The organism is Lysobacter olei, from assembly GCF_054777355.1.
This window is the reverse complement of sequence record NZ_BAAHAT010000004.1, coordinates 115,429-127,763: the sequence shown is the minus strand read 5'-3', so window position 1 is coordinate 127,763 and position 12,335 is coordinate 115,429. Positions and strand designations below refer to the sequence as shown.

The following is a 12,335-nucleotide window of genomic DNA, read 5'->3' as shown; positions in this document are numbered from 1 at the left end:
CCATTCAACGCCGCGCGTACGCGAGCATCACTTCAACAATCGGATCGTCAGCGGATAGCGGTAGCTCTCACCGTTGTAGGCCTTGAAGGTGGCGATCACGCTGCACACCAGCCACATCACCGCGATGGCGCCAATGGCCAACAGCAGCACGATGCCGGCGGGGGCGGTCAGGATGATGCCCAGGCCCAGCGTGAGCACGGTGGCCCCGACCAGCAGGAAGCCGATCAGGCCTGCCGCGCAGGCATAGATGAACATGCTCAGGTTGAAGTTGACGGCTTCCTTGGCGTGTTCGGCGACAAATGCCGAATCGTCACGCTTGATCATCCAGATGCCGAGCGCGCCGAGTGCACCGGCAATGCCGGCCACCCAACTCGTCAGCAGCGCCAGCGCCAATGCGGCCAAGTGCGCCCCGGCCGCCCACAGGCGTTCGTTCTCGGTCAGGTTGACGGGGGGCGGATTGGTATAGGCCTCGGTCATGACGGACTCCTTCCGGAAACGCTCCGGTCTCGACACCGATATTGAGGCATCGGCCGTAGGGTGCAAGTCAACTGACGGCACCCCTGCCGTCACTCGCCCGCGACGGTCATCGCGCCGACCAGGATCGAGCCCGTACGGATGTGCGAGCGCGGGTCCACGTCGCGACCCACCGCCTCGATGGCACGGAACATGCGCTTAAGGTTGCCGGCCACGGTCACGCCATCGACCGGGTATTGCAGCTTGCCGCCCTCCACCCAGAAGCCGGACGCGCCGCGCGAATAATCGCCCGTGATGCTGTTGACGCCCTGCCCCATCAACTCGGTGACCAGCAGGCCACGGTCCATGCCCCGCAGCAGGGACTCCAGGTCGCCCGCATTGCTCGCCACCTCCAGGTTGTGCACGCCGCCGGCGTTGCCGGTGGTCTGCAGGCCCAGCTTGCGCGCTGAATAGGTGCCGAGGATGTAGCGCTGCAGCACGCCGGCGGTGACCAGCGGTGACTCGCGCGTGGCCACGCCATCGGCATCGAACGAGGCAGAACGGAAACCGCGCGGCAGGAACGGCCGCTCCTCGATCGAGAACCAGTCGGGGAACAACTGCGTGCCCACGCTGTCGAGCAGGAAGCTGGCCTTGCGGTACAAGGCGCCCCCGGACACCGCCCCCAGCAGATGGCCGACGAGCGATCGGGCGATTTCGGCGCTGAACAGCACGGGGTACTCGCCGGTGGGGACCTGGCGCGGTGCCAGGCGCGCGGCGGCGCGTTCGGCGGCCTTGCGACCGATCGCGGCCACGTCTTCCAGATCCGACGCGGCCAGGCCGATGCTGTACCAGCCGTCGCGCTGCATGGCATCGCCCTCGCCGGCAATCAGGGCGCAACTGATGCTGTGCTGCGTGCTGCGTTCACGGCCCACGAACCCATGCGAGTTCGCGTACACGCTTACGCTGGTGCCGGTGCCCAGCGAGGCACCGTCGGAATTGCCAATGCGGGGGTCAGCATCGCGGCCTGCCTGTTCGCACGCCAGGGCGAGATCGATCGCACCGTCGGCGTCGATGGCCCACGGGTGCCAGCTGTCGAACTCGCGCAGATCTGTGGCCATCAGTTCCGCCTCGGCCAAGCCGGCCGCGTCGTCGTCCTCGGTATGGCGGGCGATGGCGCAGGCCTGCTCCACGGTGGCCTCCAGGCTGTCCTCGCGCAGGTCGGCCGTGCTGGCGCTGCCCTTGCGCTTGCCGAAGTACACGGTGATGGCGATGCCGCGGTCACGGGTGGATTCCACCGTCTCGACCTCGCCCATGCGCACGTTCACGTTGAGGCCGGCATCCTCCGAGCAGGAGACCTCGGCCTGGCTGGCGCCACGGCGGCGGGCACTGGCCAGCAGGCGCTGGGACAGGTCGGCCAGTGCATCCAGGCGCGACTGGCTGTCGACATGAAGGGCCGGTTCGGGGATCAGGGCGTTCAATGGCTTATCCTTGCAGCGTTGATTCCGCGGGCCACGCCGGCGGAACTGGAATGACGGAAACGGCCGCGCGCCACGACGCGCCGGCCGGCGAAAGAGGAACGATCAAGATGCGCGGCATTGACCCCGAAACCGGCGAATACCTGAGCCCCAGCCGTAGCGAGAACCGGCGCGAAGCGCTGGAAGTGCTGGCCTTGGGCGAAAAGCTGGTGGCGCTGACCGAAGCCCAGCTGGCCAGGCTGCCGGTGCCCGAGTCGCTGCTGCCGCACATCCGCGAGTGCAAGCGCATCACCTCGCACATCGCGCACAAGCGCCAGCTGGCCTTTCTGGCCAAGCAGATGCGCCGCGAGGACGACGAGGCGCTGGAAGCGCTGCGCGACGCCCTCGACGAGAACGGCGAGGCCGCGCGTCGCGAAGTGGCCGCCCTGCACCGCGTGGAGAAGTGGCGCGATCGCCTGCTGGACGAAGGTGACGCCGCGCTGGCGCAGCTGCTGGCCGAGTTCCCGGGCGCCGACCGCCAGACGCTGCGTCAGCTGACCCGCAACGCCTTGGAAGAGCGCAAGCGCAACAAGCCCCCGCGCGCGTTTCGAGAGCTGTACCGCGAGCTGCGCGAGCTGATCGTGGAAGGCAAGCACGGCGACGAGGATGGCGGCGAGACGCCGCTGTACGACATCCCGCCCGACGACAACGACGACTGAGCGTCGCAGCATCACGCCTGGGTTCCACCCACGGTCAGGCCGTCGATCAGCAGCGACGGCTGGCCCACGCCGACGGGAACGCTCTGCCCGTCCTTGCCGCACACGCCCACGCCCTCGTCCAGCGCGAGGTCGTGGCCGATCATGCGCACCTTCTGCATCGTTTCCGGACCGTTGCCGATAAGGGTCGCGCCCTTCACCGGCGCGGTGATCTTGCCGTCCTCGATGAGGTAGGCCTCGGTGGCGGAGAACACGTACTTGCCACTGGTGATGTCGACCTGGCCACCGCCAAAGTTGACCGCGTACAGGCCCTTCTTCACCGAACGGATCATCTCCTCCGGGTCATGGGTGCCGGCCAGCATGTAGGTGTTGGTCATGCGCGGCATGGTGATGTGCGCGAACGACTCGCGGCGACCATTGCCGGTCGGGGCCATGCCCATCAGGCGCGCGTTGAGCGTGTCCTGCATGTAGCCGACGAGGATGCCGTCCTCGATCAGCGTGGTGCACTGGGTCGGCGTGCCTTCGTCGTCGATGTTGAGTGAGCCGCGGCGGCCTTCGAGCGTGCCATCGTCAACGATGGTGACGCCCGGTGATGCCACGCGCTGGCCAATGCGGCCGGCGTAGGTGCTGGTGCCCTTGCGGTTGAAGTCGCCCTCCAGGCCATGGCCCACGGCCTCGTGCAGCAGCACGCCCGGCCAGCCACTGCCCAGCACCACCGGCATGACGCCGGCCGGGGCATCCACGGCTTCGAGATTGACCAGGGCCTGGCGCAGCGCCTCGCGCGCCCAGGCCTCCGGCTTGCCGCCAGCCAGCAGCTCCGCATAGGTGTAGCGTCCACCGCCGCCGGTGTAGCCCATCTCGCGGCGGCCGTCCTGCTCGACGATCACTTGGACGTTCAGGCGCACCAGCGGACGCACGTCGGCCGCCAGCACGCCATCACTGCGCGCCACCAGCACCGTGTCCACGCCGCCCGACAGGCTCACCACCACCTGCTGCACGCGCGGGTCGGCGGCGCGCAGCATGCGGTCGATGCGGCGCAGCGCCTCGACCTTGTCCTCGTTGCCGAGTGAATCCACCGGATCGACCGCGGGGTAAAGCGAACGCCCGCCGCCGCGCACCAGCGCATGCGGCGCCTGGCTGCGGCCGTCGCGCGCGATCGCCCGCGCCGACTTCGACGCGGCAATCAGCGCCTCGCCATTGATCTCGTCGGAATAGGCAAAGCCGGTCTTCTCGCCGCTGATGGCCCGCACGCCCACGCCCTGCTCGATGGAGTGGGCACCGTCCTTGACGATGCCGTCCTCCACCGTCCAGCTCTCGCGACGCGCGTGCTGGAAATACAGGTCGCCAAAATCGACGCCCGGGCCGAGCAGTGTGCCGAAGGCGCGTTCAAGCCCTCCCGCATCGAGGCCCGCGGGCAGGAGGAGACGGGATTCGGCGAGCTGGAGTGACTGGGTCATCGGGAGATCCGGTTGTGGGCGCCACGGGGCCGGTCATCGCGGGGGAGCCGGCCATCGGGTCGCCGGGCTGCACCCGGCGCGAGGGCGTGGATTGGCGCCGGAGCCCTATGGGCGCACGGCGGCATTGAAAACACTATATGCGGGCCGGGGCGTGCCACTTCAACCGGATGCCGCTGGCGCCAAGGGATGCGGGCCTGACAAGCCGACGCGCCCCGTCAGCCTCATCCACCATCGGCGGTGGTGCGCTCGCCGGCCGGCCTGCGCGCCTGCTCCCGGATCACATCCACCTTGGGGTCCTTCCACGGCCCGGTCACCCGGTAGGTCTTGGCGGTCATTTCGCCCAGCGGCTTCTGCAGCACGGCATTGGCCGCCGCGCCAATCGCCGCCCCCACCGGACCGCCGGCGATGGCGCCCACCGCGGTCAGCAGGTTGCCGGCCTTGGGGTGCACCTCGATGGTCTGGTTGAAGGTCTGGGCACGCAGGTTGGTGGTGCCACGGATGTCGATGTCCGCCGCCGGGCCCTGGATGCCCAGGTCATCGCTTCGGGCGGTGCCGTTGGCGAACTGCACCGTGCCACCGGCGCGATTGAACGCGAAACCCTTGGAAAAGAAGTCGCGGAAGTCGAGCGTCAATCGCCGCGGCAACTGGGCGATGCTCAACAGCCCCAGCACACGGCCCGCACCGGGTTCGACTTCCAGTAATTGGCCCTTGCGAACATCGACGGTGAGCTCGCCTTCCAGCGATCCCAATGAGAAGCCCGCGGGACTGCCCTCCCACAGCGCATCGAACCGCGCGGTGCCCTCGCCCCCCGACAACTGGCCGCGCATGCCGAAGCCGTCCAGCAGTGCGCCCACGTTGTCGCTGGCGATACGGATATCCATCTGGGTGCGTTCGGCCGCGCCTTGCCCGGACCACTCGCCGGTGAGGTCGATGCGTTGGCCGGGGGCGCGGGACTGCACCTGCTCGAAGCGCATGCCGCGCGATGTCGGGCGCGTCCGCACGGTGGCCTTGCCCAGTCTGGCCTCGCCCACGCGCAGGTCGTCGATTTCGAACAGCAACGGCGGGATGTTGGCCGGATTGACCGGCGCACTGCTGGCCGGTGGCGCGGTCGACGCCTGCGTCGCCTCGGGGGCACGCGCGATGGTGGTCCGGGCATTGGCCGGCACCGAGGCGACCGACGTACTGGAGTCGGCCGCGCGCCAATAGGCGCGCTCGAACCTTCCGGCAATCGTGGCGCCGTCGCCATCGGGCACCAGCAAGGCGCCTTGCAGCGCACGGCCGTCCGCCCGAACCGCGATGGCCTTTCGCTCGGCAGGTGAAACCACAACCCGGGTGTCGGGGAACACGCCCCCCAGCAGCTGCAGCCGGGAGGCAGTGACGTCGATGCGCTGCAGCGGGAATCCGCCGGCATCGCCAGACCCGCCGCGCGCGATAGCCACCCAATCGATCGCGTCCAGCCGATCGGCGCGACCGCCCACGACCAGTCCGTTCATCGGTGCCGGCGCGTCGGGCAGCCCGCCGCCGAGCTGGACACGCACCCCGGTGCGCCCGTCCTGGACCCGCGCACGCAGTGCCGCCCGTGATCCGAGCACCACCTTCACCTCGCCCGAGCCCAGCGGCAATGGTGTGTCGATGGTCGTGGCCAGCGTTTCGCCCGCCGGCTTCTGCAGGGGTTCGGGCAGCAGGATCGACGTGCCCTGCAGTTGGGATGCCAGTTGCAGGCGCGTGGCGGCCGGCCGACCGCCGCGCGCCGGCTGCACGCCCACCGCGACGGTCCACGGCGAACGCCCGCGCATGTAGGGCTTGAGCCATCCCAGGTCCGGCGCCTGATCCAACAAGGCCTCGGCGGCCAGCGTGGCGTCCAGCGCCGCCTCGAAAACATTGCCGCGCTCCTGCACGTAGGCATCGCCCACGCGCAGCGACAGATGACCGGGTTGGCCTTCATGGCGAACCGCCAGGCGATCGACCTTGAAGCCCTTGAGCGAGTAGTCCGCCCGGCCATTGACCCGATCGAACGCCAGCTTCCACCGCGAGTCCGCGAGGCGGGCATCGATGAGCCGCACCGCACCGTCCACGCGTGTTTCCGCCCCGTGGCCCAGGGGCATCACCAGGCCAAAATCCACTTCGGCCGGACCGCTCGCACTGACTTTGGCAAACGTCTCGGGGTCGAGCTTCTGCAGCGGGCTCTGGCGGAGCACGTCCAGCATATTGGCGGCGTCGCCCGTGGCCTCCGCGCGCACTTCAAGCTTTCCGCCGCGGTAGCTGTCGATGCCGGCGTGCAGGCGCTTGATCGCCAAGCCGCCCACCTTGCCGGTGCCATCCACGGTGAAACCATTGCCGATGAAACTCGCGTCGGCCTCCACGGCCTCGGCCGCCGGCCAGTCGCGCTGGAACTTCAGCACGCCGTTGGTGATGTGCGCATTGGCCTCGAAGCGACCGTTATTCTGATCGAACGGCCATTCGTCGAGGTCGCCGGACACGACGGCGCGTCCATTACTCAGGTGCCCGGAGACCAGCGCCATGTCCAGCCATTCGACGACCGGCTTGGCCATCAGGTGGTGGATCCAGAAGCCCTTGGCGGCCGGCAGCGTCGCCTCTTCGATGTCGGTGGCGAGATCGATCCACGGTCGCGTGCCGTCGCCTTGCCACCACAAGCCGCCACGGGCGGTGGCGGCGTAACCATTGCCATCCACGCGCAGCCCGGGCGTGCCGATGCGCCAGCCCTTGCCCTCGCGCCATCCACCAATGCGTCCGTCGAGTTTGACGTCGTGCACGACGCCGAAGCCCGCCGGCCAGTTGAAACGCAATGCGGTACCAGGATCCAACTGGACGTCGAACCCGTCGCCATCGCCATTGAACGCGCCGGCCAGTCCGTCCAGCCCCGGGGCGGTACCCACCGGATCGAAGCCAATTGATTGGATGCGGGCCCGCGCGTGCACCGGCCCGCCGCGTCGACCTTCAATTGCGATGCGCTGCAATGCGGCACGTGGCTTGGCGGCCAGCAGCCAGTGTCGCAGCCCGGGTGCCACGCGTTCGCTCAAGGCCAACACTTGGAACAGTGGTGCGGCGTCCAGCCGATCCGCGGCGAGGGCGTACTGTTGACCGCCGGCGATCAGCAGTCCATCCAGGACCTGCTGGGACGCACCCGACCCGATTCGCAACGTCGGAGCATCCAACCGCCAGCCTCCGCGAACCAGGCGCCAGCGCGCGTTTGCCTGCAACTGGTCGAACGCCACGCGCGACGTAGTGTGGCGGCCGTCTGCCGCGGCCAGCGGGGCGCCACGCAGCCGCACACCGCGAAGCTGCGCATCGGCCGTCACCAGCACGATGCGATGGCCGCGCAACTCGCCCCACGCTTCGGCGCGGCCCCGGCCCGCCTCGCCCACGACGCCGGCCAGTCGCAGCAATGACGTCCACGCTGCCAGGTCGGCATCGCGCGCGCCCGCATAGACCCGGCCATCGCCGCGCTTGCGGTCGAAATCAAGCATGCCATTGAGCGGCGTGGCATCCAGTCGGGGCCAGATGCGTGCACCCACGCGCACCCGGTCGCCGTTGACCTGCAGGCGCAGGTTGATGCGCGGAATGCGCGCATCCAAACCGTAAGCCGGCGCGATGACAGCAAGCTTGCCTCCGATTACCTGCAGTTCGCCCAGTCCCTCCAGCGCGGCGAACGGGTCACCGCCAGGCTTCTGCTGCCCAGGCAGGCCCCGCACCTGCCAACGGCCGTCCGCCAACCGTTCCAGGGTCAGGTCCAGCCCACGCAGGCGAAGTTCGGAGAACGAACGCCCCGGCAACACACCAGCGTACAACGACACCAGCATTTCGGTGTCGCCCACCACGAACGCCTGCCCGCCCTGGCCCACCCGCAGGTTGTCCAGCTTGAGCAGTGGACCGCGCCGGGTCCAGGCCGTCTCGACGCGGTCAAAGCGGATCGGTCGCCCCGCACGCTCGCTCAGCCAAGCCGCGACGCGCGCCGGGTTCTGCTCCGCCATCGGCAGCACCTGGCTCACCACACCCAGCGCCAACGCCACCAGCACCAGTGCGATCGCAATGGTGTAACCAAGGCCCCGTCGAGCGAGGCGCAGGCGGCGGCGCAGCGGCGTGGGCATCAGCCGGCCCTGCGGACGTCAGAGCAGCACGACATCGAACTGCTCCTGCGCATACTGCTCGTCGGCCTGGAAACGGATCGACTTGCCGAGGAATTCCTCCAGCTCGGCCACCGCCGCCGATTCCTCGTCGGTGATGCGCGCGACCACCTTGGGCGAGGCGATGACGAGCAGTCGTTGCGCGTCGAACTGGCGCACCTGGCGCACGATGTCGCGAAAGATCTCGTAGGTCACCGTTTCCGGCGTCTTCAGCGTGCCGCGGCCACCGCACTCGTGGCAGGGCTCGCTGAGCTGGCGCTGCAGGCTTTCTGTGGTGCGCTTGCGTGTCATCTCGACCAGCCCCAACGGCGAGAAGTCGTACACCGTGGTCTTGGCGTGGTCGCGGGCCAGCGCCTTTTCCAGCTGCCGCAACACTTGGCGCTTGTGCTCGGCATCAGTCATGTCGATGAAATCGATGATGATGATGCCGCCCAGGTTGCGCAGGCGCAGCTGGCGCGCCACCGACTGCGCGGCCTCCAGGTTGGTGCGGTACACCGTCTCTTCGAGGTTGCGCTGTCCGAGGAACGAACCGGTGTTGATGTCCACCGTGGTCATTGCCTCGGTCTGGTCGATCACCAGGTAGCCACCGGACTTCAGCGGCACCTGCTTTTCCAGCGCGCGCTGGATCTCATCCTCCACGCCGTACAGGTCGAAGATGGGACGTTCACCGGTGTAGTGCTCGATCTTCTCGGCCAACCCCGGCATGTAGGCCGCGGCGAAGCTGCGCAGGCGCTCGCAGGTCTCGCGCGAGTCGACCTTCACCTTCTCCACGTCGCGGCGCATCAGGTCGCGCACCGCGCGCAGCGGCAGGCTGAGGTCCTCATAGACGCGCTCGCCCACGCGCGACGTCTTCGATTTCTCCTCGATCAGCGCCCACGCGCGGTTGAGGTAGGCCACGTCCTCGGCAATGGCCTCCTCGGGCTGGCCCTCGGCATTGGTGCGCACGATGTAACCGTGCATCGCATCGGCCGGCGCCATCGCGGTGACGTGCGACTTCAGCCGCATGCGTTCGGCTTCGTCCTCGATGCGTGCCGACACGCCGACCACGCGCGTGCGCGGCAGCAGCACCAGGTAACGCGATGGAATGCTGAGCTGGGTGGTCAGCCGCGCGCCCTTGGTGCCAATGGGGTCCTTGACGACCTGCACCACGATCTCCTGGCCGTCGCGCAGCAGTTCGGTGATCGGCCGGGTGGTAGTCGGTGGCAACGGTGCCTCGCCACCCTCCTCGCTGCTGATCTGCGCCGGCTTGACGACGTCGCCGGCATGCAGGAACGCGGCGCGCTCCAGGCCGATGTCGACGAAGGCCGCCTGCATGCCCGGCATGACCCGCTGCACCTTGCCCTTGTAGATGTTGCCGACCACGCCGCGCGACCAGCCGCGCTCGATGTGCAGCTCCTGCAGCATGCCGTTCTCGACGACCGCGACGCGGGTCTCGCGCGGGGTGACGTTGACCAGGATCTCTTCCGACATGCCCGCGCCTCAGCCGTGCGCCGCGGCGGAGGCCGGCACGCGTGGGCAGTCAATACCGAACTCGCGCAACAGGCGCGCGGTTTCGTACAACGGCAGGCCCATCACCCCGGAGTAACTGCCGGACAGGTGGCTGATGAAGGCCTCACCGCCGCCCTGGATGGCGTAGGCCCCGGCCTTGCCGAACGGCTCGCCGGTGGCGACGTAAGCTTCGATATGGCCTTCCGAGAGGGGCGCAAAGGTCACCTCGGACACCGACACCGCCTGCGCCTCGCGCGAGGCGCTCACCAGCGACACGACGGAGATGACCTGGTGGGTGCGGCCGGAAAGCCGGCGCAACATCGACGCCGCGTCGTCCGCATCCCGCGGCTTGCCGAAGACCTCGTCATCCAGCACTACCTCGGTGTCGGCGCCCAGCACCACGGCACCCGGGGTGGCCACCACCTTCAGGAGTCCGGCGCCGGCCTTCTCGCGCGCCACCCGGCGCACGTAGTCCTCGGCCGGCTCGCCGGGCTGGCGCTGCTCGGGAATGTCCAGATCAAGCACGCCGAAGTCCAGGCCAAGGCGGCCCAGCAGTTCGCGGCGACGGGGGGATTGGGAGGCAAGATGCAGCATCGCCCAAGGATAGCGTGCCGCTTGCATCCGCAGCCGCTCGCCAACTGAACCGATGCACCACGAAGCCTTCAAACCGGGTGACCGGTCGCGGTCCGCAATGGCAACCTTGGCTTAACGCCAGGGCGGCCACGCAACCCCAAGCCGGCTCACGGGCCGTTAACCGCTTGCGCAAGACCCTCCCCACACCCACAAATGGAGTTGAGCATGTTCCGAACCCCCTTCCGGTCGACCCTGCGCCCGTTGGCGCTGGCTGCGGCCCTTGCCCTGGGAACCACCGCCACGATGACCGCTTCCGCCCAGATGGCACCGCACATGGCCACCACCGACGGCACCCTGCTCTCGGTATCGGCGCAGGCCGAAGCCAAGCGAGTGCCCGACATCGCCACTGTCTCCACCGGCGTGGTCACCCAAGCCGTCGACGCGAACAGTGCCATGCGGGCCAACGCCGAACAGATGGCCAAGGTCATCGCCGCGATCAAGGCCGCCGGGGTGGCCGAACGTGACATCCAGACCAGCGGCGTCAACCTCGGGCCGCAGTACCAGTACGCGCCCGACAAGCCGCCGGTCATCACCGGCTACCAGGCCACCAACACCGTGACCATCACCGCGCGCGACATCGGCAAGCTGGGCAAGCTGCTGGATGCGCTGGTGGCCACCGGCGCCAATCAGGTCTACGGACCCAACTTCGACGTGGACGACAAGGAGTCCGCCTACGACGAGGCGCGTCGCAACGCCATCAAGAAGGCGCAGCAGCGCGCCGAGATGTACGCCAAGACCCTGGACATGCGCGTGCGCCGCATCGTCAGCATCAGCGAAGGCGGCGGTGGCGGGCGTCCCGGCCCGATCCCGATGATGGCCATGGCGCGCGCCGAGAAGGCCGCCGACACGCAGATCGAACCCGGCGAAACCACGCTGTCGGTCAACCTCGACGTGGTGTTCGAGCTCGGCCGCTGAGCCACGCGGTTTGCGCAATGAGAGGCCCGCCACGTGCGGGCCTCTCGCGTTTCAGGGCTTCGCAAAGACCGCCCATCGCCAAGCGCACACCGCTCCTCCGCCAGCCATCATCCGTTCAGGTCCATACGAGCAGCGTCAAAACCAGGCGCCGCGCATGGCGTAACCCCATCGGTGGCGTCCAGGCGTTGTGATCTGTGCAGACCAACCAGGAGGTGGACCATGGTGTACGCGAATGCTCCCCACGCTGTAGTCGCCCACGCCCACGCGGCCCCGCACCCTCGACTCGATGGCACGCGCATCACCGCCGGCGCGGGCGCCATTGCCGCCAACGCCGCCGTCCTGCTCCTGATGCTTGCGCCGATGGCGGTGCCGCAGCTGCAACCGGGCCTGCCCAAGGTGCAGGACATCGTGTGGATCCCGCGCGAGCGGCCCACGCCACCGCCGCCACCGCCCATCGAAGTGCCGGTCCGACCAGTGCAGGCTGCGGTGCGCCCCGCTCCTGCGTCGCGCCCTATGCCGCTTCCGCAGACACCCGCGGAGACAGCACCTGTGGAGGGGGACACCCTCGCACCACCGCTTGCAGAGGCGCCCAACAACAGCCTCGTCGAGCGCGAAGGCAGCGGCATCGCCGGCGAAGGTGAAGTGCTGACCGGCGCGGTGCTGCAGTACGCCAATGCGCCACCGCCCAGCTATCCGCGCGAAGCCCTTCGTGATGGCTTGGCCGGCACCGTGGTGCTGGAGGTGTTGGTGGGCGTGGATGGCCAGCCCCTGCAGGCCGAGGTGGTGAGCAGCAGTGGGCACCGCATGCTCGACCATGCGGCTCGCCGGCAGGTGTTGGCGCGCTGGAAGTTCAAGCCTGCGCTGCAGGCCGGCGTGCCGGTGCAGGCGATGGGCCGCGTGCCGGTCGAGTTCCGGCTGGATCGTTGATGCCAGTGGGGCGGGCGGCGACAACCGCCCGCCCTGGCTTGGCGTCCTTTGGCGCAGTTCGTGGCGGGGTGCCCGTTGTTGGTCAACACCGCCCACTCACCAGACCCGCTACCGACGTACCCCAATTGACCCAACGCATATCCGCCC

The 12,335-nt window shown here is 68.8% G+C and carries 9 protein-coding genes; 3 read left to right on the top strand and 6 right to left on the bottom strand.

The window, feature by feature from the left end:
- Positions 1-27 precede the first annotated feature (27 nt).
- Both ACYVBS_RS07195 and pmbA read right to left on the bottom strand, forming a co-directional pair.
- Positions 28-477, bottom strand: coding sequence for a DUF4870 domain-containing protein (locus tag ACYVBS_RS07195; RefSeq protein ID WP_460822751.1), 450 nt, complete (start codon positions 475-477; stop codon positions 28-30).
- 89 nt (positions 478-566) lie between these two features.
- Positions 567-1,931: a metalloprotease PmbA gene (gene pmbA, locus ACYVBS_RS07190; RefSeq protein ID WP_460822749.1), complete on the bottom strand. Its 1,365-nt coding sequence runs from the start codon at positions 1,929-1,931 to the stop codon at positions 567-569.
- A gap of 107 nt (positions 1,932-2,038) precedes the next feature.
- Between pmbA and yjgA the strand changes: the two genes are divergently transcribed.
- Positions 2,039-2,626, top strand: a complete 588-nt coding sequence (yjgA, locus tag ACYVBS_RS07185) for a ribosome biogenesis factor YjgA (RefSeq protein WP_460823011.1) — start codon at positions 2,039-2,041, stop codon at positions 2,624-2,626.
- An 11-nt stretch (positions 2,627-2,637) separates the two neighbouring features.
- Here the strand turns inward: yjgA and tldD are convergent, their stop codons facing one another.
- The 4 genes from tldD to ACYVBS_RS07165 all read right to left on the bottom strand — a co-directional run bounded on the left by tldD (position 2,638) and on the right by ACYVBS_RS07165 (position 10,307).
- Complete coding sequence (gene tldD / locus ACYVBS_RS07180) at positions 2,638-4,080, bottom strand: metalloprotease TldD (RefSeq protein ID WP_460822748.1); 1,443 nt, start codon at positions 4,078-4,080, stop codon at positions 2,638-2,640.
- Between the two features lie 221 nt (positions 4,081-4,301).
- Positions 4,302-8,189 carry a YhdP family protein gene (locus ACYVBS_RS07175; RefSeq protein ID WP_460822747.1) on the bottom strand — a complete coding sequence of 1,296 codons (3,888 nt, stop codon included), beginning with the start codon at positions 8,187-8,189 and terminating at the stop codon, positions 4,302-4,304.
- A gap of 18 nt (positions 8,190-8,207) precedes the next feature.
- A complete protein-coding gene (gene rng, locus ACYVBS_RS07170) occupies positions 8,208-9,695 on the bottom strand; it encodes a ribonuclease G (RefSeq protein WP_460822746.1) in 1,488 nt (495 codons plus the stop codon).
- Positions 9,696-9,704: 9 nt separating this feature from the next.
- Complete coding sequence (locus tag ACYVBS_RS07165) at positions 9,705-10,307, bottom strand: Maf family protein (protein ID WP_460822745.1); 603 nt, start codon at positions 10,305-10,307, stop codon at positions 9,705-9,707.
- A gap of 204 nt (positions 10,308-10,511) precedes the next feature.
- On the opposite strand from ACYVBS_RS07165, the gene ACYVBS_RS07160 reads away from it, so the two are divergent.
- Both ACYVBS_RS07160 and ACYVBS_RS07155 read left to right on the top strand, forming a co-directional pair.
- Complete coding sequence (locus tag ACYVBS_RS07160) at positions 10,512-11,261, top strand: SIMPL domain-containing protein (protein WP_460822744.1); 750 nt, start codon at positions 10,512-10,514, stop codon at positions 11,259-11,261.
- Between the two features lie 219 nt (positions 11,262-11,480).
- A complete protein-coding gene (locus ACYVBS_RS07155; protein WP_460822743.1) occupies positions 11,481-12,188 on the top strand; it encodes an energy transducer TonB in 708 nt (235 codons plus the stop codon).
- Positions 12,189-12,335 lie beyond the last annotated feature (147 nt).

Excerpts from the sequence above, each read along its gene's own strand:
- ACYVBS_RS07165 (WP_460822745.1), bottom strand. The coding sequence starts at position 10,307 with ATGCTGCATCTTGCCTCCCAATCCCCCCGTCGCCGCGAACTGCTGGGC.
- yjgA (WP_460823011.1), top strand. The coding sequence starts at position 2,039 with ATGCGCGGCATTGACCCCGAAACCGGCGAATACCTGAGCCCCAGCCGT.
- ACYVBS_RS07155 (WP_460822743.1), top strand. The coding sequence starts at position 11,481 with ATGGTGTACGCGAATGCTCCCCACGCTGTAGTCGCCCACGCCCACGCG.
- rng (WP_460822746.1), bottom strand. The coding sequence starts at position 9,695 with ATGTCGGAAGAGATCCTGGTCAACGTCACCCCGCGCGAGACCCGCGTC.
- ACYVBS_RS07195 (WP_460822751.1), bottom strand. The coding sequence starts at position 477 with ATGACCGAGGCCTATACCAATCCGCCCCCCGTCAACCTGACCGAGAAC.
- tldD (WP_460822748.1), bottom strand. The coding sequence starts at position 4,080 with ATGACCCAGTCACTCCAGCTCGCCGAATCCCGTCTCCTCCTGCCCGCG.
- ACYVBS_RS07160 (WP_460822744.1), top strand. The coding sequence starts at position 10,512 with ATGTTCCGAACCCCCTTCCGGTCGACCCTGCGCCCGTTGGCGCTGGCT.
- ACYVBS_RS07175 (WP_460822747.1), bottom strand. The coding sequence starts at position 8,189 with ATGCCCACGCCGCTGCGCCGCCGCCTGCGCCTCGCTCGACGGGGCCTT.